This window comes from Rhodospirillales bacterium (assembly GCA_016712595.1).
Lineage (GTDB): Bacteria > Pseudomonadota > Alphaproteobacteria > Rhodospirillales > Defluviicoccaceae > Defluviicoccus.
Window position 1 is genome coordinate 1,385,160 of the sequence record JADJQT010000001.1, and the last position, 20,551, is coordinate 1,405,710.

Annotated in this window: 15 protein-coding genes and 3 pseudogenes; 10 read left to right on the forward strand and 8 right to left on the reverse strand. The window is 62.4% G+C overall.

Translation table 11 applies throughout. The annotated features are described in order from the left end of the window. The first annotated feature begins 31 nt into the window (after positions 1-31). From IPK66_06345 to IPK66_06365, 5 genes are all read left to right on the forward strand, one after another. The gene (locus IPK66_06345; GenBank protein ID MBK8174883.1) at positions 32-427 is read left to right on the forward strand and encodes a FixH family protein; all 396 of its coding nucleotides are present in this window, start codon (positions 32-34) and stop codon (positions 425-427) included. A gap of 211 nt (positions 428-638) precedes the next feature. Beyond that, entirely contained in the window at positions 639-1,802 is a 1,164-nt protein-coding gene (locus tag IPK66_06350) for a TolC family protein (GenBank protein MBK8174884.1), read from the forward strand. Then, positions 1,799-3,280, forward strand: coding sequence for an efflux RND transporter periplasmic adaptor subunit (locus tag IPK66_06355; GenBank protein MBK8174885.1), 1,482 nt, complete (start codon positions 1,799-1,801; stop codon positions 3,278-3,280). Before IPK66_06350 ends, IPK66_06355 begins: the two co-directional genes overlap by 4 nt. Further along, on the forward strand, positions 3,277-6,438 hold the full coding sequence (locus IPK66_06360; GenBank protein MBK8174886.1) for an efflux RND transporter permease subunit: 3,162 nt from the start codon (positions 3,277-3,279) through the stop codon (positions 6,436-6,438). Before IPK66_06355 ends, IPK66_06360 begins: the two co-directional genes overlap by 4 nt. A gap of 7 nt (positions 6,439-6,445) precedes the next feature. Further along, positions 6,446-7,846: an adenylate/guanylate cyclase domain-containing protein gene (locus IPK66_06365; GenBank protein ID MBK8174887.1), complete on the forward strand. Its 1,401-nt coding sequence runs from the start codon at positions 6,446-6,448 to the stop codon at positions 7,844-7,846. Positions 7,847-7,868: 22 nt separating this feature from the next. Here IPK66_06365 and IPK66_06370 read toward each other — a convergent pair whose 3' ends face one another. Further along, the gene (locus tag IPK66_06370) at positions 7,869-8,444 is read right to left on the reverse strand and encodes a recombinase family protein (GenBank protein ID MBK8174888.1); all 576 of its coding nucleotides are present in this window, start codon (positions 8,442-8,444) and stop codon (positions 7,869-7,871) included. 512 nt (positions 8,445-8,956) lie between these two features. Between IPK66_06370 and IPK66_06375 the strand changes: the two are divergent. Together IPK66_06375 and IPK66_06380 are read left to right on the forward strand one after the other, a co-directional pair. After that, a pseudogene (locus IPK66_06375) lies at positions 8,957-9,993 on the forward strand (SIR2 family protein). After that, positions 9,990-11,138 carry an ATP-binding protein gene (locus tag IPK66_06380; protein MBK8174889.1) on the forward strand — a complete coding sequence of 383 codons (1,149 nt, stop codon included), beginning with the start codon at positions 9,990-9,992 and terminating at the stop codon, positions 11,136-11,138. Before IPK66_06375 ends, IPK66_06380 begins: the two are co-directional and overlap by 4 nt. Before the next feature lie 59 nt (positions 11,139-11,197). Here IPK66_06380 and IPK66_06385 read toward each other — a convergent pair. The 5 genes and pseudogenes from IPK66_06385 to IPK66_06405 all read right to left on the reverse strand — a co-directional run bounded on the left by IPK66_06385 (position 11,198) and on the right by IPK66_06405 (position 14,808). Next, positions 11,198-11,745, reverse strand: a pseudogene (locus IPK66_06385) (IS3 family transposase). Beyond that, positions 11,737-11,916: pseudogene (locus tag IPK66_06390) on the reverse strand (transposase). Before IPK66_06390 ends, IPK66_06385 begins: the two co-directional pseudogenes overlap by 9 nt. A gap of 461 nt (positions 11,917-12,377) precedes the next feature. Continuing rightward, positions 12,378-13,679, reverse strand: a complete 1,302-nt coding sequence (locus IPK66_06395) for a sensor histidine kinase (protein MBK8174890.1) — start codon at positions 13,677-13,679, stop codon at positions 12,378-12,380. Between the two features lie 71 nt (positions 13,680-13,750). Further along, a complete protein-coding gene (locus tag IPK66_06400) occupies positions 13,751-14,425 on the reverse strand; it encodes a response regulator transcription factor (GenBank protein ID MBK8174891.1) in 675 nt (224 codons plus the stop codon). 5 nt (positions 14,426-14,430) lie between these two features. Next, positions 14,431-14,808 carry a hypothetical protein gene (locus tag IPK66_06405; GenBank protein ID MBK8174892.1) on the reverse strand — a complete coding sequence of 126 codons (378 nt, stop codon included), beginning with the start codon at positions 14,806-14,808 and terminating at the stop codon, positions 14,431-14,433. A gap of 110 nt (positions 14,809-14,918) precedes the next feature. On the opposite strand from IPK66_06405, the gene IPK66_06410 reads away from it, so the two are divergent. Both IPK66_06410 and IPK66_06415 read left to right on the forward strand, forming a co-directional pair. Further along, a complete protein-coding gene (locus IPK66_06410; protein ID MBK8174893.1) occupies positions 14,919-15,068 on the forward strand; it encodes a hypothetical protein in 150 nt (49 codons plus the stop codon). Positions 15,069-15,621: 553 nt separating this feature from the next. Then, on the forward strand, positions 15,622-16,026 hold the full coding sequence (locus tag IPK66_06415; GenBank protein ID MBK8174894.1) for a DUF1924 domain-containing protein: 405 nt from the start codon (positions 15,622-15,624) through the stop codon (positions 16,024-16,026). 132 nt (positions 16,027-16,158) lie between these two features. On the opposite strand, the gene IPK66_06420 is transcribed toward IPK66_06415, so the two are convergent. Continuing rightward, the gene (locus IPK66_06420) at positions 16,159-16,671 is read right to left on the reverse strand and encodes a hypothetical protein (protein MBK8174895.1); all 513 of its coding nucleotides are present in this window, start codon (positions 16,669-16,671) and stop codon (positions 16,159-16,161) included. 16 nt (positions 16,672-16,687) lie between these two features. Beyond that, positions 16,688-17,896 (reverse strand): NnrS family protein, encoded by a 1,209-nt coding sequence (locus tag IPK66_06425; GenBank protein ID MBK8174896.1) that lies wholly within the window; start codon positions 17,894-17,896, stop codon positions 16,688-16,690. A 255-nt stretch (positions 17,897-18,151) separates the two neighbouring features. Here IPK66_06425 and IPK66_06430 point away from each other — a divergent pair, with 255 nt between their 5' ends. After that, positions 18,152-20,500 (forward strand): nitric-oxide reductase large subunit, encoded by a 2,349-nt coding sequence (locus IPK66_06430; GenBank protein MBK8174897.1) that lies wholly within the window; start codon positions 18,152-18,154, stop codon positions 20,498-20,500. Positions 20,501-20,551 lie beyond the last annotated feature (51 nt).

Here is a 20,551-nt window from a genome sequence, read left to right on the forward strand (position 1 = left end):
TGCGCGCAGCACGACGAAGTGGAGATTTTACATGCAACGGATGTTCGGCGTACTGCTCATTGCCGCCACGCTATCTTTAGGCGCGAACCACGAGGCAAGTGCAGCCGCTGAAGATTATGCCTTTGAAGCCGCGACGGCGAAGGTCGGGCAGGGCAGCGATGCGATTGTTGGTGTACGGCTGCTGAACAAGGCATCCGGCAAACCGGTCGCGAACGCGGTCATCTTTCAGACGCGGCTCGACATGTCGCCCGAAAACATGGGTGGCATGACCAGCAAGGTTACGCCCGTGGCATTCGAGGAACCCGGCGTCTACTGCTTCGAAGTAGACCTGAGCATGGCGGGTCGCTGGGCGCTGACACTAGCGGCCAAGGTTCCGGGCGAGCAGGAAACCGTACGCGGCGAGGTCGACGTCGTTGCCACGGAATAGGCCGGTCGATCGCCACGATCGTAACCGCCCAGATGTGGCGATGACGCGTTCCGGCCGTTGCGCGACGCACGCGAAAGCGGGGCTGATCGCCGTCGTGGCTCTCCTCGCCGCCGATCCTGCAGCACGCGCCGAGGGCGATGCCGCCGCGCCGGCCCGATCGGCCGAAGCGGCAGCCGGCTTGGCGGTCCCCGGCGCCACGGTCGGTGAACTGTTGACGCTGGCGCGGCGGATGAACCCCGAGGTTGCCGTAGCAGCACTCGACTCGGAGGCCGCGCTCGCCCGGGTCGATGCCGCGGGCCGGTTACCCGATCCGACGTTCATCACGGAATTCAAGGACATCGATCGGGAGCGGCAGAGCGCGCTTCCCGAGAAGCTTGCCCGGGTTGAGTATAAGATTCAGCAGGAATTTCCGTTGTGGGGAAAGCTCGGCCTGCAGGAGGACGTCGCGCGGGCACGCGCTGGTGCGACGCGTGAGACGCAGCGTGCCATCGAGTTGGAGATCGCGGCACGGATCAAGACGGTATTCGCCGCCTACTATGCGGCGTTTGAAAACTGGCGGCTGACAAAAGACTTGTACGGCACTGTCGCCACGCTCGCCGACGTCACCCAGAGCCGCTATGCCCAGGGACTTGGCGAGCAGGAAGACGCGATCCGCGCCGAGGTCGAGAAAACTAGACTGCGGACCGAGTTGGTTCGGTTCGAAGCCGATCAACGCCAGTCGGCGGCACAACTCAATGCGCTACTTGATCGCGTCGAAGACATGCCGCTCGCTGCGCCAGAATCCCTGCGGCCCTTGCCCGATGACTCGTTGAGCGTGTCCGAGTTGCTTGAACGCGCGCGAATCAATAACCCGACGCTAGGCGCCGCGCAATCGCAGATCATTGCTGCTGAAGGGGACAAGGCATTGATCCGAAAGAGCTGGTACCCGGATGTGACGCTCGGCGTCACCTTCCAGCAATTCGTCGACCAGGAAGGGAGACGTTCGCCGGGTTACGAAGCGATGATCGGCACGACGATCCCTTTGCAGTGGGGACTGCGCGAGGCGTGGGAGCGCGAGGCCTCCGCGAACCTCGCCGCCGCTCGCCGCCGCCGCGATAGCGCCGCCGCGAGTGTGCGGGGCGAACTTGCCGACTCATTTTATGGCCTGGAGGGCCTGCGGCGGATCGGAACGCTGTTGAAAGACGTCCAGCTGCCCGAGAGCAGACTGGCGCTCCAGACAGCCCTGCGCGGTTACGAACAGGGACGCTCCAATCTGAACTCGGTGTTGGATACGGAGCAGAGGGTGTTCGAAACGATGCTGCGGCTGCTTGCAGTACAGGTCGAACAACAAGGGCGCCTTGCAGAGATCGAGCGGTTGATCGGGAGCGACCTGTGAGACTTGTCGTCGTCGTGCCAGTCGTCGTGCTCGTCGCGGCCGGCGCCGCCTACGGTGGCTACTGGTTCGCCCGTCATCACGCGCCGGGTCTGTCAACCGGAACGAGCGCAGGCACTCACCCCGCGGACCTTGCCAAAGGGGCATGGGCCATCGGGGCTTCGGATCGCAAGGTCCTCTACTACAAGGATCCGATGGGGAAGCCCGACGTCTCGCCGGTGCCGAAGAAGGACGACATGGGGATGGACTACATCCCCGTTTTCGAAGACGAGGAACCCTCGCTGGAGCCCGCAGCCCCATCGCAGGCGGACCATGCCCACGGCGCACCGGCGGACAGAAAGGTTCTCTATTACCGCAATCCGATGGGTCTGCCCGACACGTCGCCGGTTCCGAAGAAGGATCCGATGGGGATGGACTACATTCCCGTCTACACCGACCAGGGGCAGGACGACGGTTCAGTGGTCACGGTCAGCCCGGCGCGGGTGCAGATGCTGGGCGTGCGCACCGAGACGGCGGCGAGGCGGACCCTGATGCGGCCGGTGCGCGCCGTCGGCACGGTTCAGTTCAGCGAACGCCAGATGACCGTGGTCTCGACCAAGTTCGAAGGCTGGATCGAGACTCTCTACGTCAATACGACGGGTGAGCCGGTGCGACGCGGCGAGCCGCTGATGCAGATCTACAGTCCGCTCCTGGTGCAGACCCAGCAAGAATACGTCGATGCGGCGAAGATGGCGGCGTCGCTCCAAGGCGGCGATGTGGAAAGCGAAACCGCGGCGGCTCGGCTTGTCGAAGGCGCCTTGCAGCGGCTCCGTTATCTCGATGTCCCGCAGGCCGAGGTGCTGCGGTTGCAGCGCGAGCGGCAGGCCAATCGGACGATCGCCTGGCCGGCGCCGTTTTCCGGCATCGTGCTGGAAAAGATGGTGTTCGACGGCATGCGGTTCATGCCTGGGGAGCCGCTCTTCAAGATCGCCGGGATCTCGCCGATCTGGGTGATCGCTGAAGTGTTTGAGCAAGATCTGGCGCATGTCGCGATCGGTCAGCCGGCGACGATCACGGTGAAGGCCTATCCCGGCCGCAGCTTCCAGGGCCGCGTTGCCTACATTTATCCGACCGTTGGGCAGGAAACCCGCACCGGAACGGTCCGCATCGAAATTCCCAATCCCAGCGGTGAACTCAAGGCCGACATGTACGCCAGCGTCGAACTGGATACCCACGCGAGCGCGCCGAAGGTGCTGACTGTCCCGGATTCGGCGGTGATCGACAACGGTGTTCGCCAGGTGGTGCTGATCGAGCGCGCCGAAGGCCGCTACGAGCCGCGCCCGGTGAAAGTCGGCGCCAAGGCGGACGGCTACACTGAAATCCGCGATGGCGTGAAGGAGGGAGAAGATGTGGTCATCAGTGCCAACTTCTTGATTGACGCGGAGAGTAATCTGAAGGCCGCGTTGAGCGCCTTTACCGCCGGGGAGCACCAGCACCCATGATCGGCGGGCTGATCCGCTGGTCGGCGCACAACCTCATCCTGGTGCTGATCGGTACGGTGTTCATCGTCGCCGGCGGCATCTATGCGGTGGCGAAGACGCCACTCGATGCCATTCCAGACCTTTCCGACGTCCAGGTGATCGTCTTTACCGAGTATCCGGGCCAGGCGCCGCAAGTGGTCGAAGACCAGGTGACCTTTCCGCTGACCACGGCGATGCTGGCGGTGCCGCACTCCAAGGTGGTCCGCGGCCTGTCGATCTTCGGGGCGTCGTTCGTCTACATCATTTTCGAAGATGGAACCGACATCTATTGGGCGCGCTCGCGTGTCCTCGAATACCTGAACTTCGCCTCGAAGCAGTTGCCGCAAGGCGTCACGCCGACGCTCGGCCCCGACGCCACTGGCGTCGGATGGGTCTATCAGTACGTCGTCACCAGCGCCAAGCGGACCCTGGCCGAGCTGCGCACGCTGCAGGACTGGTACATCCGCTTCGGTCTGACGAAGGCGCAAGGCGTGTCGGAAGTCGCCAGCATCGGTGGCTTCGTCAAGACCTACGCTGTCACCGTCGATCCGCTCAGATTGAAGTCATACGACATCCCGCTGTCACGGGTGATGGACGCGATCCGGCAGAGCAACATGGATGTCGGCGGACGGGTTATCGAGATGACCGAGACCGAGTACCTAGTGCGCGGCCAAGGTTACCTGCACGGAATAGCGGACCTGGAACAAATCGTTCTTAAGGTCGACAGCCTGACGCCCGTCCTGTTGCGCGATGTCGCCCGGATTGAGCTGGGACCGGACGAGCGGCGCGGCCTGACCGAGCTAAACGGCGAGGGCGAGGTGGTCAGCGGCATCGCCGTACAGCGTTATGGCGGCAACGCCCTCGAAGTCATCAGAAACGTCAAAGAAAAGATCAAGGAGATTGCCCCCAGCCTGCCCAAGGATGTGTCAATCGAGACCGTCTACGACCGCTCCGATCTTATCCTTCGAGCGATCGAGACCCTGAAGGGCACGCTGATCGAGGAGAGCATCATCGTTGCGCTCGTTTGCATCGTGTTCCTGCTGCACGTCCGCAGCGCGCTGGTCGCGATCATCATGCTGCCCGTCGGTGTCCTGATGGCCTTCACCGCCATGCACGCGCTCGGCATCAGCTCGACGATCATGTCGCTGGGCGGCATCGCGATTGCCATCGGCGCGATGATCGACGCTGCCATCGTGATGATCGAGAACGCCCACAAGCATCTGGAGCGTGCCGCCCCGGGTACGCCGCGCATCAAGTCGTTGGTCGACGCGGCGGTGGAAGTCGGCCCGTCGCTGTTCTTCTCGCTGCTGATCATCACCGTCTCCTTCCTGCCGATCTTCACATTGGAAGCGCAGGAGGGGCGGCTGTTCAAACCGCTCGCCTACACCAAGACGTTCTCGATGGCCGCCGCGGCGTTCCTGTCGGTCACGCTGGTGCCGGCTCTGATGGTGTTGTTCATCCGCGGCAGGATCATTGCGGAGCACAGGAACCCGATCAACCGGTTCATGATCTGGATCTATCGTCCGGTCATATCCGTGGTCTTGAGGGCCAAGGTGATAACCATCGCTCTCGCCTTCCTCGTGCTCGGTGCCTCGGTCTGGCCGGCGACGCGGCTCGGCACCGAGTTCATGCCGGCTCTGAACGAGGGCACGCTGTTATACATGCCGGTGACGTTGCCGGGACTTTCGATCACCAAGGTGGCGGAACTGCTGCAGACCCAGGACAAGATAATCAAGTCGTTTCCGGAGGTGGCGTCAGTCTATGGCAAGGCCGGGCGAGCCGGGACGGCCACCGACCCGGCGCCGACCGAAATGTTCGAGACCGTCATCAACCTCAAGCCCGAAGCGGAATGGCGTGCCGGCCTGACCGTCGACGGCCTGATCGCCGAGATGGATCGGGCACTGCAGTTCCCCGGCATCAGCAACGCATGGACGATGCCGATCCGGGCGCGCATCGACATGCTCTCTACCGGCATTCGCACGCCGGTCGGCATCAAGCTGTTCGGCCCCGACCTCGAAGGACTGGAAAAAGTCGCCCGCGAAATCGAACAGGCGGTGCGCACGGTACCGGGGACGACCAGCGCCTTTGCCGAACGGGTAATGGGCGGATACTACGTCAACATCGAGCCGGACCGGGCGGCGCTCGCCCGCTACGGGCTGATGGTCGGCGACGTGCAGGAGGTGGTGAAGAGCGGGCTCGGCGCCGAGGCGGTGACGACCACCGTCGAAGGCCGCGAGCGCTACACGGTCAACGTCCGCTATCCGCAGGCGTTTCGTGCCGATCCCCAGGCTATCGCCGAGAACGTGCTGATCCCGCTGCCGAACCGCAACGCCATTCCGCTGGGCCAGGTGGCGAAGGTTAGCCTCTCGAAAGGCCCGCCCAGCGTGCGCACCGAAAACGCCCAACTCGTCGTTTATATCTACGTCGATTTCCGCGATCGCGACATCGGCAGCTACGTTGCCGATGCGAAGAAAATCGTCGCCGATCGCGTGCAGTTTCCACAAGGATACTACATCACCTGGAGCGGTCAGTTCGAATATCTGCAACGCGCCGAGGCACGGATGAAGGTCGTCGTGCCAGTAACGCTGTTGATCATCTTTCTGCTGCTGTACCTGAACTTCCGGCGCCTGACCGAAACATTGATCGTCATGTTGAGCCTGCCGTTCTCGTTGATCGGCGGGCTGTGGTTCGTCTGGTACCTGGGCTTCAACCTGAGTGTCGCCGTCGTCGTCGGCTTCATCGCGCTTGCCGGTGTCGCCGCCGAGACCGGCGTCATCATGCTGATCTATCTCGACCACGCCTGGACCGGGATCAAGGCCCGTCGCGCCGAGGAAGGCCGGCCGCCGACGCGCGGCGACCTTTACGAGGCGATCATGTTCGGCGCGGTGGAGCGAGTGCGGCCGAAGATGATGACGGTGATCGCGATCATGTCGGGTCTGATGCCGATCCTGTGGTCGACGGGCACGGGTTCGGAGGTGATGCGTCGGATCGCGGTGCCGATGATCGGCGGCATGGTTTCCTCAACCATCCTGACACTGATCGTCATCCCGGCGATCTACGGCCTGGTCAAGGGGGTGGGGCTGCCATCCGGCGCACCCGCGACCCAACCCCAACATCCCGCAACCAGCCCGGCCGGCTGACGCCGCAATGCCCGACCATCGCAATTCTGCCGACGCTGACGCGTTCTTGCGCGACGCCGAACTCGCGGCAGAGCGTCTCTCGGCAATCGTGAGGCTGGTGATCTTTTTCGCGCTGCTCGCGCTCGTGCTGACCAGCGGGACCCAGCATCACCACGAGCAGTTTGCCCTCGCCGTCGTATTCGCCTATGGCGTAGTCGCGGTCTTCGCCATCCTCCTCGCCTGGCGGGGCATCTTTCACCCGGTGATGCCCTACGCCTACGCCACCTTCGACGTCGTTCTGGTTTGCCTCAGCCTGCTGCTGGTCAGCCGCATGCTGGACTTCCCGCCGCACATGGTGTTCGCGATCCCCGCTTCGGCGATCATCTTCGTCGTCCTCGCTCACGCCGCGATGCGCTTCCGGCCGGCGCTGGTTGTGTTCGCCGGCACATTGACCGTCGCGATGATGGCCGCCGGCGTTGCCGTGATGCCGGCCCCGGAGGAAGCATCGCCGTTCCTCAGTGGCACGCAGCACGGCGATCTCCTGCAATCCCTGCTGCACTCGCGGCTGCTGCCGTTCGCGATCATCGCGCTGGCGACCCTGGCGTTGTGGGCCACGTCCCGCCGGACGTACGAAATGCTCCAGACGTCCATCGACTACTCCCACCGGCTGGGTACGCTATCGCGGTTCTTCAGTCCCCGCCTCGCCGAACGCCTCGCCCGCGAGGGAGGCCAGCAGCTCTCGTCGGGCCGCCGGCAATGCTGCGCCATCATGTTCATCGATATCTGCGGGTTCACCGACATCGCCCGCGGCATGGCCCCGGAAGCGGTGAGCCGGCTCCTGGCGGAGTTTCGCGGCATCTTAACCGAGGTTATTTTCGATCACGGCGGAATGGTGGACAAATTCATCGGCGATGCCGTCCTGGCGGTGTTCGGAGCCTTCCAGGCGGAAGCCGATGACGCGAAACGCGCGATCGATTGCGGCATCAGAGCGCTGGACGCAGTGGAGGCTTGGTCCGCATCGAGGCAGGCGCAGGGCGATCCCGAGGTCCGGATCGGCATCGGGGCTCATCATGGCGAGGTCTTCGTGGGCACCGTCGGCGACAGGCGGATGCTCGAATTTACCGTCCTTGGCGATGCCGTAAATGTCGCTGAACGCCTGGAGCGGCTGACGCGCACCGTCGGCGCCGCGTTCGCCGTGTCGCGCGAGTTGCTGGACGCAGCCGGGCTACCGCAGGCGACCGCTTGGGTGCCCGTCCCGCAATCGCGGATCGCCGGGCGTTTGGCCGGGCGAGACGTATTCGTCCTGCCGTCGGAGGCGAGGCAACAATCGATGCACAGCTGTTGTCGCGGTGGGCATGTGGGCGACGCGCCAGCGTCGTCCAAACGAAGTGTCATTGGCCTGCTGCCGGTTTTTCGGACACCAGGTTAAGCTAACATAGCTTTCCCCTCGATCACGCCGGCGCGGCGGTGAGCTTCAAGGCCGCGTAGTAGCTCGACCGGGAGATGCGCAGGTGCCGGCAGGTGTCCCGCACGGTCGTTTGCGGATCGGCGTGCGCCAGTGAGATCTGCCGGATCAGCGACGGGGTGAGCTTGTTCGGCCGGCCGAACTTCTTGCCGTTGTTGCGGGCGATCGCCTGACCCGCCTTCGACCGCTCGATGATCAGGTTGCGCTCGAACTCGGCCAGCACCGCGAGGATGCCGAACAGCATCCGGCCGGTCGCCGTGCTGGTGTCGATGCGATCCATGAGAGCGACCAGTTCGGCGCCCTTGTCCTCGATCTCCTTGGCGATCTGCAGCAGGTGCAGTTGGGAGCGGGCGAGGCGATCCAGCCGCCAGACCACCAGCTTGTCACCGGGACGGAGCAGGTCGAGCACCCGCTGCAACTCCTGCCGCTCGGCCTTCGCGCCTGACTGCTTCTCGCGGAAGATGTCGCGGTCGTCGACACCCGCCTTGGTCAGAGCGTCGACCTGCAGCGCCCAGTCCCGATCCGAGGTGGAGACCCGAGAGTAGCCGAATGAGCGACCCATGGTGGTGTCCAATTAGTTTGTTCAACTAACCAGATTTATCGCACATACTTATTGGACGGTCAAGCGGCTGTTTTAGATCGATTTTCCGAGTGTGCGAAAAGTGAAGGGACTTTGGACGGGGTGCCATGCCGGAGCGGTCGCCGGATGATCATGCAGGTGAGGTGTTCGCCGGTTGTCCCCTCGGCCGGACATGCGCTCCTCGCCATTTGCGTTGATTGCAACGATCGTCGTTGATCGGTCGGTTCATGCATATTGCGACACCGGCGTGGGCAGCGTCGAGAGTCGAGCATTGATCACCGGTTTCGTGGTTGCGATGCGGCCGTAACCCGCCGCGCTGCGCGCTCGCTCAAGTCGGCCAGTATGCCCCTGCCCGGATCCTTATTCCGAATGCTGTCAACCGACCACTGGATACGAAAATTTGGCAGCCGTTGAAGATGTATGCTTTACTGCGAACCCTTCAAATGGGTGAAAATCCACTGTGATGGACACCGGTCTTGCCGTGGGGGCGGCGCTTGGAACTCCACGATCTAAAGTTGTCGTTCCAGCATCATTTCAGGGATGGTCTGGTCACCGTGGTTGGATCGGGGCTCTCGTGCGCTGAAGGAATCCCGGGGATGGGGGATCTGGCGGCGCATTTCTCCACTACGTTCGGAGCCAAACTCCCTGGCGATGTAGAGGAAGAATGGAAATTGCTGTTGCCGCTTATTTCGAAGAAAGGACTTGAGGCAGCACTACATGAGAAACCACCAACACCGAAATTGGAAGCAAAGATAGTTGAGAGCACCGGAGAACTGATCGCTCAAAGAGAGCGAGATATATTGGCTAACGTATTTTCAAATAAACGTGTGCTTCCTTTTTCAAGATTGCTCAAACATATGTTGAAGCCTACAACAGGTATTCCTGTTGTCACGACGAATTATGATCGCCTAATCGAAGTCGCGGTCGAAGAAGCTGGGCTTGGTGTTGACACACTCTTCGTTGGCCACTTCGCCGGTGAGCTTAACGAGAAAGAGAGCAGGCTTAGCTTTTTTCGGGAGGCTACACTTCGCGGTAGGAATGTTCAGTATCGTTTCCGTGACCGCGTGAATGTCTTCAAACCTCACGGTAGTCTGGACTGGTATTATCGCGAAGGAAAGCCCGTCCGTCATCCCGGGGATCTTGCGTTACCACGCCTAATAATAACGCCAGGTATAAATAAACTCCGTAGAGGATACGAGAGTCCATTTGATCGTCACCGCGAGCGCGCCAATGATGCGATTGATAAAGCAAGACAAATCCTCGTATTAGGTTACGGATTTAATGATGACCATCTGGAAACATACCTGAGGAATCGCATTATGAGTGGCACTCCAACTCTAATACTGACGCGTAACCTTTCAGAGAAGGCGCTGCAATTCGCTCGCCAGTACGCCAATGTGACAGCAGTTCAGCAAGCGTCCTCCGCAGGTAGATCCGGATCGTCAGTTTTTGGGAACGAAGGGAATCTTTCCTCGCAGACCTCGCCATTTGGGACCTTGATTGTTTTATCGCGGAGGTACTGGAACCATGACCCAACCTGCGATTGAGTTCGCCGACATCGACAGGATTGGTAGAGTAGCTTCGGTCGACACGAGTCGCGTTGCGATTGATGTCACCAACTCCCTCCTCCTAACTCGGATCGGCATTGGGCAATTGATTGCCATTCGCGGAATAACCGAACGCGAATATCTTATTGCATTGGTGGAACGCGTCACCCGCTCTATGCGAGAAGAATTGCCGGATCTTGAAGAAGCAGGAGATCAAGGCGCGCTATTGGCGGCGATTCCTACTGATTTCATCGTTAGCGTGTTGATTGGCACATTTCGTACAGTCGAAGGAACTAAGGTAAATACCTTTAAACGTGGTGCTGATAGCTTTCCACAGATCGATCGAGATTGTTATGTCATTGAAGGCGCTAATCTTCAGCGGTTTATGGGAATACTCGGCTCCGGTTTTAGTGAAAATGAGCGATTAAAGCTCGGAACATTTGTTGCGGATCGGTCCGCCGATGCGATTGCAAGCGGCGATAAATTCTTTCAACGACATGCTGCAATTCTCGGGAGCACTGGTTCCGGAAAAAGCTGGGCAGTGGCGCTGGTTTTGGAGCGGGCAGCGAAGCTAGAATTCCCAAACATCATCGTTTTTGACATGCACGGCGAGTATGCACCCCTCGCTGATAGAACCGCAGGCGGATTCGCGCGACGCTTTCGCATTGCTGGCCCAGGTGATCTCGAAAGACCAGGCGATGAGGTGTTGTTTCTGCCTTATTGGCTGCTTAATAGAGATGAGATGTTGTCCATGATATTAGATAGAAGTGACCAAAACGCACCGAATCAGGCATCTCGATTTACACTACATGTACGGACACTAAAGGGTGACACTCTCGATGCGGAGAAAAAGAAAGAAATCAAGAAGACATTTACCGTTGACTCTCCAATTCCGTACGCAATTCAAAAACTTATTGGATTACTTCACTGTGACAATAGACCAACCCTACGGGAGGTTGCTCCGCGTCATGGGCCGAGCAGTGAGTTTGTTCAACAGACACCCCGCTGCAGCCCCCAAGAAGCCATGACAATGCGACCGGAAACCAAAGGTGCACAAATCCGCCTCGCCCACCAGAGAACGCGACAGCCGCCGTGTTGGGGCAATCCATTGCCAAGGCGCGTTGGATAAATACTCTCATGAGAGCTCTGAACTGTTCCGGGTTTGTCGGAGGCGGGTTTCTTTGAGTCCTACGCCGCCACGACGCGGGACTCCATCTCGGCGTAATAGCTCGCCTCAGCCGGCGGGATATTGCCGATCGGCTCGAGGAGCCGCCGATTGTTGAACCAGTCGACCCATTCGAGCGTGGCATACTGACCGTTTCGAACGACCGCCACGGTCCGCGCCGGTGGATCACCTCTGCCTTGTAGAGGCCGTCGATCGTTTCGGCGGGGGCGTTGTCGCAGGAGTCCCCGACGCTTCCGACCGAGGGAACCACGCCGGCGTCGGCGAGACGTTCGGTGTAGCGGATGGACAGGTATTGCCCGCCTCTGTCGCTGTGGTGACCCCGGACAACTCCTTGAAGGCCCATCTGCTTCATCAGTCGAGCCACCGTACAACGAGCGACGCGTTCACCTTCCCGGTTCATCTGTCGCCAGACCTTCCGAACGCCGTAGACGCGGAAGTTCTCGTCGAATATCCGGCGGATCGATCGACGCAGCACCCCGTCGCGACGCGCCCGGAGGGACGCCTGCGAGGGATCGAGCCGGCGAGCGGCGTGAGCATGGTACGTCGACGGGCCGTAGCGCTCCGGTATATCCGCCCAGGGCGAGCCGGTCCGCAGCGGCCAGTAGATGCCGTTCAGGACCTTTCGGTCATCGGCCCGCGGCACGCCGCGCGGCTTGTTCGGCAGCCGAGGCCCGATGATCGACCATTCGAAATCCGTTATCTCAAAGCGCAGTGGGGACATGATCGCTCCTTCGAGGAGCTCGAATCAGATTCTTCCCGCCTTGGGAATCCCGTTTATGAGTTCGTGACCCAGAGTTGGTCTGGTAGACGCATCACGGGAATTCCTGAATCGCAGGGATCAGGTGCACGGGCCGCGACCAGGAAATGAAGTCCAACGCGAGCTACCGCAATCAATTTTTCGAAGTATATAAAAATATTAGATATACGACTGCTTCGTCTGTAAACAGCCGTACATCGCGCCCTGTCAGCACTGTGGTATCCAGGGAGCATGAAATCCAGGAAGTTCCCTCGCGGTAGCGCCTACGTTGTCGTTGCAACACACGCGAATGTCGGCGTCAGAACTGCGGAGAGAGCAGCTTTATCTCGGGAATGCCGATTTCAACCCAAGTCATGCTATGGCTACGATGGATTGCCAAGTACACGGATCCTGCCCGCAATAACTGTTGTCAACAGGCCATGGAGTCAAGATAGCGCTGGCAGGTGCAGCGAAGCACGCAACCCGCCTGCCTCGGAGGATTGAACGAGGACGAGCTTTCCGCCATAGAACGTGACCAAGTCGCGGACGACGCCGAGACCGAGACCGGTGCCCGGCACGCTTTCGTCCAGGCGCGTGCCGGGCGAAAGCGCGCGTTCGAAGTCTTCCGATGAGAGGCCAACGCCATCATCCTCGACGCTGACGATCAGCTGCTTGCTTTCGCGTGCAGCCACCACGGTAACCGCTCCTTTCGCCCATTTGCAGGCGTTGTCGAGCAGGTTGCCCAACATTTCCTCCAGGTCCTGCCGATCTCCGGCGAACGTGAGCCCTGCCGGGACTTCGGCGCTGATCGTGAGATCGCGGCTGGCGTGGACTTTCTGCATGACCCTCACCAGCGCCGAGACACACTCGGCGACGTCCGTCCCCGCACCCGGCAATCCACGCGAGGCCGCTGCACGGGCGCGCGCCATGTGGTGATCAATGTGCCGACGCATCGTCGCCACCTGCGAAAGCATGAGCCGGGCCACCTCAGCGTCTTCGCGTTGTGCGTCAGGTCCGGCCAGGCGCTCCGCTTCGTTGGCAAGCACCGCAAGGTTGGTCTTGAGGCCATGGGCGAGGTTGCCGGCCTGCAGACGTGCCCGCTCGACGACTTCGTCGGCGTGATCGAGCAGCGCGTTGAGATCGTCGATCAGCGGTTGCACTTCACTCGGCATCGGTCGCTGGAACCGCCGCTTGCGTCCGCTGCGGATTTCGGCCAGTTCGTCGCGCAGCCAACCGAGTGGCCGCAATCCGAGCGCCACCTGGACAATGGCAGCGACCGCCAGCGCAACTGCGAGGACCGCGAGGGAAAGCGCCAGAATACGATTGAACGCCCGAAGGGCCGCATCCACCTCACCCAGGTCCTCGGCGACCACGACCTGCAGCGACTCCGGTCCCTCCGGCAGCAGCAGCGAGCGTTCGAGGACATAGAGCGGTTGCTGCTCCGAACCCACGATCCGCCACTGGTGCACGCGTCCGTCGTCGGCTGAAGCGTCAACTGGCAGAGCAAGCGTCTGATCCCACAGAGATCGCGAACGCAGGACAACCCGGCTGTTTGCCGACACCTGCCAATAGAGACCTGACAGCGGACGGCTGAAGCGGGGATCGGGTAGGGGGCGAGACAGCTCGGGCTTGCCCTCGGCATCGATGCGCAGGCTCGACGCCAACTGATCGAGGTGATGTCCGAGTTCGACCGCGAACCGGTCCTGGACGTGGCGGGCGAAAAGCTCGGCGAGGACCAGGCCCGCCATCACCAGGGCGAGCAGGATCCAGACGGCAGCACCCAGCAGCAGGCGCAGACGCAGCGAGCCGACTGGAGGTGTCACGGGGCGTCGTCCGGCGGGATCTCCAACCGGTAGCCCAGGCCACGGACCGTCTTAATCAGATCCCCACCCAACTTCTTGCGCAGGCGGCCGATGAACACCTCGATGGTGTTGGAATCGCGGTCGAAGTCCTGGGCGTAGACGTGCTCGGTCAGCTCCGTCCGCGACACCACCTCGCCAGCGTGGTGCATCAGGTAGGAAAGGACGCGGAATTCGTAGCCGGTCAGATCGAGCGGTCGGCCATCGGTGGTGACGGTGCCGGTCCGCGTGTCGAGGACTACCGGCCCTGCCCGCAACTCGGATGAGGCATGGCCGCGGGCACGGCGGATCAGCGCGCGCAGGCGGGCGAGCAGTTCCTCCATGTGGAAAGGCTTGGCAAGGTAGTCGTCGGCACCAGCGTCGATGCCCAGCACCTTGTCGTGCCAATGATCGCGAGCGGTCAGGATCAACACCGGGATGCTGAGGCCTTCCTCCCGCCAGCTCCGCAGAACGGACAGCCCGTCTCGCCGCGGCAGACCCAGGTCGAGGACGATCGCATCGTAGGGCTCGCTCGATCCAAGAAAGGCGGCTTCCGCGCCGTCGATTGCTGCATCGACCGCATAGCCCTCGGTGCCCAATCGCTCGCGGAGTTGGCGCAGGAGGATTGGATCGTCTTCGACCACCAGGAGGCGCATCCCGTTCACTCGTCGTTCGGGCGGCCATGCCGCCAGCGATGATGTTCGCGCCGACGACCCCGCTCGCCGATGAGTTCACCGGTCGCCGCGTCGTAATCGAGCTCCAGGATTCGTCCGTCCACGGTCAACAGCTTGAGCTCGTAGCGATGACGCGGCAGCCGGTTCCGATCGTCATGGTCGTCGTCGTCACACTCGTACTCCGCATCGAGGATGGTACCGCCGAACTGCCCCGTTGCCCGCTCCACAATCGTCGCCAGCGGCAGGATCCGTCCGGCCGCCACATCTTCGCGCGCCCGGTCCTGATCGTCGGCCATCGCCGTCGAAAACGAAGGCAGGACGGTGACCAAGAACGCGGCCACGAGGTGAAGACACATGCTGCGCATGGGCGATTGTCGCTCTCCCAATCTGAACCGGAAATGAACGGCCGCCTCAGCCGTGGTTCAGGTGTCCGGCGATAGACTGGTTGCTGCAAGAGATCGGAGGAGAGCAGTGGATGCTGTGGAAGATGGGGCGCCAAACCCTCATCGCAGCCGCCGTTATCGGCGCCCTGGCGGCAGTCTGGCAGTTGTCGGCAGGGCCGGGAATGTTCATGTCGCCGGACAACCAGCCCCGGAGCGAAAGGGTATATCACGATGACGACTGATACGCGGAAAGCGTCCGTCCGTCGCAAACCCAGGGCGATCGAGTTCAGCCTGCTGTACGGTTGGCATGCACTGTTGTCGGGGGCCTTCATCGTCGCTTATCTGAGCAGCGACGAGGACACCTACGCCATGCACCAGTTCGCCGGCTACACCGTACTGGCGGCCCTCGCGCTCCGGGTAATCGCCGGGGTGCTTGTCGCCGAAGGAAGCCCACTGCGGCTGCCTCGTCCGACGCTGACGCCCATTCGGGAGTGGGTGAACGGGGCGTTGCGTGGAAGTCAGCCTCTGCCGCGTCGTCCGTTGCTGTCGCTGGCCGCGGTTGTGCTGCTCATGTTTGTCGGAGGCGCTGCCGGCAGCGGTGCCGTTGCCGACTTCGTCCCTCCCGTTGAGCACCTCCACGAAGCGATCGGCGAACTCGCGCCCTGGTTTGTGCTTGGGCACGTGGCGATGGTTGTGGCTCTCTATCGGCGGAAGACGCGCCGTGCACCGGCTGGTTCGCCCCGCGCCCGCCCATCCGCCCTCCGGCGGCCGAAGACAGGTGCGGGAACTGCGGCCATGCTGGCGGCGGGGCTGCTCTGCCTCAGCGGAGTCGCCGTCGCTGGTGAGCCGGCCCGCGATGCGATCCTCGAGACGTACGCACGGCAGGCGAAGGCGGAAACGCCCGACTTCGATGCCTTTTCCGCAGCGCGCGGCGAGGCGCTCTATCGTGGTCCTCACGCCGGGGGAAATCCGCAGACGCCAGCTTGCGCGTCGTGCCATACGGCGGATCCGCGCATGCCGGGTCGCAACGTCAAATCCGGTCGGCCGATCCAGCCGATGGCCGTCTCTGTCGAGCCCAGCCGGTTCACCGACGCCGCCGACGTCGAAAAGCGCTTCCGCCGCGACTGTCAGAACGTCCTCGGCCGAACCTGTACCGCACAGGAAAAAGGGGATTTCATCACCTTCCTCAGCGGACGCTGACGAGGACGAGAAACCACATTTACGCTGAAATTCACCGACGCCTTGCTCGCACCTGCTGAAGTCGTCGTCGAGGGGCTTTAGCGTGTTTCCTGCCAAGGAGAGTTTCCCGCGTCCCTCCCATCGATCAACGGATTATCCGCTTCTCAATAGTTCGTCGCACTTGCGAATGTTGGTTTCGTGGACGGAAAGCATGTCGGCAAGGTCGGCATGCAGTGTTTCATCGGCAATCCGCGGCAAAGCTTCCTGCAGCTTGCGGACGACCCATCCCTGGCCGCGATTCAGCAAGCGCAATCGATTGTCCAGTCCTTCCAAAACGAGAACCTTTTCGCGAAAGGCCCCCGTTCGCTGACTGGGGACTGCTTCCAACTGCTTAATATGCTGCGTAATCATGGCGCAGAAGTGAGCTTCGTCCATTGCCAACGACCTCAGAGCGTCCTCCGCTGGTTCACCGACACCCTCCGCACTCAGCGTCCGCGCAACCTTGGCGCCAGCGCGTTCCGCCTCCAGAAGCTCGTCGAGCAGCGCGAGGACCTGGGCGCGCTCCAGATAACCCTGGTAGGCTGGATCGGCGCTCTGCAGGAAACACGGCGGAGACGACGACGTAAGCGCGTCGTCTCGCTCCCCGATCCGTTTCTTGTTGTCCATGTCGATCTCTCCATTCTCACAAAACCTGCCGCACGCGCGGCCGAACCAGCATCGGTCCATAAAGGCCGATGAACAGACCGAACGCCGCCACCCAGGCGAGCGCGGACGTCATGAGCAGGGGCGTGAAAAGCTGAGGCTCTAGCGATGCCCAGACCCGGCTGATCCCCGCGACCAGGACGAGCAGGTAGATGACGGTCGTGCTGGGTCCGGCATGCAGATCATGGCCGGTGTGACCGAGCGTCGCCCGGGTCATCACCGCCAGAATCATCGATGCGATGGCACCGCCGGTCAGCGCGTGCACACCCGCGGACGGCGGGACGGCACCTCCGAACGCGGTTATCGCGAGCAGCACAAGGCCCACCGGAACCCATAGAAAGGCGACGTGGAGGATCCACAGCAACGGTTCCGGGGTTGTCCGCTCGCCCGCCCACCGCGCCAGACGCACGAGGTTGCATGCCGCGGCGGCGGCGGTGGCCACGCCGGTGAAAGAGGACTGAGGCTCGTAGGTCCAGCAGGCCATGGCAGCCAACGTCACCGCCAACGCGATCTTATCAAAGCCATTGAAGCTCGCCGGCAGGCGGCCCTGTCCCCGCTTTGCCAACCAGTTGCGAGTGAAGCTCGGGATGATGCGCCCACCGATCAGGCAAATCAGCAGGATCAGGACAGCGATCGCGAGGCGTGCCGCCGCGGCGGTTTCGCCCGAGTTCAGAGCCCCAATGTGGAACGCGATGTCGGCGCCGCAGAGACCAGCGAGCGCACCCGCGATGGGAAGGTTTCGCCAATTGCGGCCAACGATGATTTCGCGGCCAACGGCGGCCAGCAGCACGGCAAGAAAGGCGATATCGATAATGGCTGCCGTCCAGCCGCCGATGATGCCAGAGGTGGCGACGGCCGCTCGTCCCGCCAGCCACAGCACGATGAGAAACAGCAACGGCCGTCCCTGCAAAGGCAGCCGCCCCGTCCAGTTCGGCACCGCGGTCAGGACAAAGCCGGCGACGGCCGCCGTGGCGAACCCGAACAGCATCTCGTGGCTGTGCCAGCTTAGCGGATCGAACGCCGTTGGCAGGGAGATCCGGCCAAGGAAAACCGCCATCCAGAGTATCAACGCCATCGCTGCCCAACCACCGGCGAGAAGAAAGAACGGGCGAAAGCCGTAGCTGAGCAACGCCGGTCCTGCGGTGGTCCGCAGTCTCGGAACCGGCCCCGCAGTCGAGGCTGTGGTCATGACTTGGCTTCCCTTCCGATCATCATCAGCAATCCTCCAATCACCGCGATCCGCAGGTTACCCGCGCAGCAATAGACACTGCGGGACTCACCTAGCTGCGCACATCGGATCGACTTGAACATGTGTGCCGGATGCATCTTGTGCATCGGCGCTTAAAGATGTATCAAACATACATCTAATTGGCAAGGCGCCCCGGACATGTGGGCGGGGACGGCTTTCCACCGAAGCCGGTCGAGGCGTGAGCGACGGTCGCAAATGGAGATCGGATGCTCCCTGACCGGCCGCCCGCTGGTTGGCAAGAGAGGAGGGTCTGAATTGCACAACATCCGGCGTCTTTGGATCGTGCTCGCGATCATCGTTGTCACGTCGTTCGTCGGCCTCGGTTTCATCGGCCGGCAGATCTGGGTGCACCGGCCGCCAATTCCGTCCGCGGTGGTCACGCCGACGGGCGAGACGCTCTTCACAGCCCAGGATATCGAGCGCGGCCGTCAGGTGTGGCAGTCGATGGGCGGCCAGCAGCTCGGCTCGATCTGGGGCCACGGCGCGTACCTCACGCCCGACTGGTCGGCGGATTGGCTGCACCGCGAACTGGTTTTCATCCTCGACCACTGGGCCATGCGTGACTTCGGCGTGCCCTTTGCCGAGGTAAACCGGGAAGCTCAGGCGGCGCTTAAGGAGCGGCTGCGCGAAGAAATCCGCAACGACCGGGTCGATCCGGCGACGGGTGTCCTGACGGTCTCGGATGATCGCGCCGAGGCGATCCGCGCCAATCAGGCGTACTACGAAGGTCTGTTCGGGTCAGCGCCGCAACAGGCGGTGCTCCGCGAGCAGTACGCCATGCCCGAGAATCCGATCCCCGACGCCTCGCGGCGTGCGGCCCTGACCACGTTCTTCTTCTGGGCATCGTGGGCGACGGCGACCGACCGGCCCGGCGACACCGCCACCTACACCATGAACTGGCCGCACGAACCGCTGATCGGCAACCTGCCGACGACCGAGGCGGTCGTCTGGTCGGTGGCCTCGTTCATCGCCCTGATCGGCGCGATCGGCCTTCTGGTGTGGTACCAGGCGGCCCAGATTCACGAGGAACCGGCGGCGGGTCCACCGGCCAGCGATCCGATGGAAGCGCTGCGGCCGACGCGATCGATGCTGGCGACGCGCAAGTATTTCGCCGTGGTGATGCTGCTGTTCCTGGTGCAGATCGGTCTGGGCACGCTCACCGCGCATTACACCGTCGAGGGCCAGCACTTCTACGGCTTCCCGCTGGCCGACTGGCTGCCATATGCCGTTACGCGCACCTGGCACACTCAGATCGCCATCTTCTGGATCGCCACAGCATGGCTCGCGACCGGGCTTTACATCGCGCCGGCCATATCGGGGTACGATCCGCCGTGGCAGACGCTGGGCGTCAACGTTCTGTTCGCGGCTCTGCTGGTCGTCGTCGCGGGCTCGCTCGCCGGCGAATGGCTCGGGGTCCAGCAGCGGCTGGGGCTCGATACCAACTTTTGGTTCGGCCACCAGGGTTATGAGTACGTCGACCTCGGCCGCTTCTGGCAGATCCTGCTGTTCGTGGGACTGCTGCTCTGGCTGCTTCTCGTGGGACGGGCACTGTGGCCGGCGCTGCGCCGGCCCAGCGACAGCCGCTCGCTGATCGCCTCGGTCTTTGTCTCGACCATCGCGATCGCGCTGTTCTATTCCGCCGGGTTTGCCTGGGGAAAGCACACGCATCTGGCGATGGTCGAGTACTGGCGCTGGTGGGTCGTCCACCTGTGGGTGGAAGGCTTTTTCGAGGTGTTCGCGACTGCCGTTATCGCGCTGCTGTTCGTGAAACTTGGGTTGGTGCGCGCGAAAATCGCGTCGTCGGCGGTGCTGGTTTCGTCCATCATCTTTCTTTCGGGCGGGATCATCGGCACGCTGCATCACCTCTACTGGTCAGGAACGCCAGCCTCGGTGATGGCTTTTGGGGCGGTATTCTCGGCGCTGGAAGTGGTGCCGCTCGTGCTGCTCGGTCTGGAGGGCTACAACAACTACCGGGTGACAAAGACGGCGACGTGGATCTTTGCGTACCGCTGGCCGATCTTGTTCTTCGTCGCCGTCGCCTTCTGGAACATGCTGGGGGCCGGCGTTTTCGGCTTCCTCGTCAATCCGCCGATCTCGCTTTACTACATCCAGGGCCTGAACACGACGGCGGTGCATGCACATGCCGCCCTGTTCGGCGTCTACGGCCTGCTGGGGATCGGCCTGATGTTGTTCTGCCTGCGCGGCCTCACCGTACCCCGGTCCTGGGACGACCGCTTGCTGAAATGGGGCTTCTGGGGCCTGAACATTGGCCTCGCCATGATGCTGTTCTTCTCGCTGCTGCCGATCGGGGCCATCCAGGGCTGGGCGGCGGTTGCCGAAGGGTTCTGGTATGCCCGGTCGGTCGAGGTCGTGCAGTCGCCTCTGGTCCGCACGCTGGTGTGGATGCGGGTTCCCGGGGACATCGTCTTCGGGCTGGGCGCACTGCTGATCGGGCTCTTCCTGTTCAAGCTGTGGCGCGGCAGCCTGGGGCGCGTTCCGCTCGCAACCGGGCGGGAAGGCGAAAGCCCGCTCGCGGCGGAGTGAACGGTGTGCCCGCCAGCGGATGTCACGAAAAGACCAGTGACCTCGGACGGT

Excerpts from the sequence above, each read along its gene's own strand:
- IPK66_06405 (MBK8174892.1), bottom strand. The coding sequence starts at position 14,808 with ATGCGCAGCATGTGTCTTCACCTCGTGGCCGCGTTCTTGGTCACCGTC.
- IPK66_06400 (MBK8174891.1), bottom strand. The coding sequence starts at position 14,425 with ATGCGCCTCCTGGTGGTCGAAGACGATCCAATCCTCCTGCGCCAACTC.
- IPK66_06370 (MBK8174888.1), bottom strand. The coding sequence starts at position 8,444 with ATGGGTCGCTCATTCGGCTACTCTCGGGTCTCCACCTCGGATCGGGAC.
- IPK66_06360 (MBK8174886.1), top strand. The coding sequence starts at position 3,277 with ATGATCGGCGGGCTGATCCGCTGGTCGGCGCACAACCTCATCCTGGTG.
- IPK66_06365 (MBK8174887.1), top strand. The coding sequence starts at position 6,446 with ATGCCCGACCATCGCAATTCTGCCGACGCTGACGCGTTCTTGCGCGAC.
- IPK66_06430 (MBK8174897.1), top strand. The coding sequence starts at position 18,152 with ATGGAGATCGGATGCTCCCTGACCGGCCGCCCGCTGGTTGGCAAGAGA.
- IPK66_06415 (MBK8174894.1), top strand. The coding sequence starts at position 15,622 with ATGCTGGCGGCGGGGCTGCTCTGCCTCAGCGGAGTCGCCGTCGCTGGT.
- IPK66_06425 (MBK8174896.1), bottom strand. The coding sequence starts at position 17,896 with ATGACCACAGCCTCGACTGCGGGGCCGGTTCCGAGACTGCGGACCACC.
- IPK66_06410 (MBK8174893.1), top strand. The coding sequence starts at position 14,919 with ATGCTGTGGAAGATGGGGCGCCAAACCCTCATCGCAGCCGCCGTTATC.
- IPK66_06420 (MBK8174895.1), bottom strand. The coding sequence starts at position 16,671 with ATGGACAACAAGAAACGGATCGGGGAGCGAGACGACGCGCTTACGTCG.
- IPK66_06345 (MBK8174883.1), top strand. The coding sequence starts at position 32 with ATGCAACGGATGTTCGGCGTACTGCTCATTGCCGCCACGCTATCTTTA.
- IPK66_06395 (MBK8174890.1), bottom strand. The coding sequence starts at position 13,679 with ATGGCGGGCCTGGTCCTCGCCGAGCTTTTCGCCCGCCACGTCCAGGAC.
- IPK66_06380 (MBK8174889.1), top strand. The coding sequence starts at position 9,990 with ATGACCCAACCTGCGATTGAGTTCGCCGACATCGACAGGATTGGTAGA.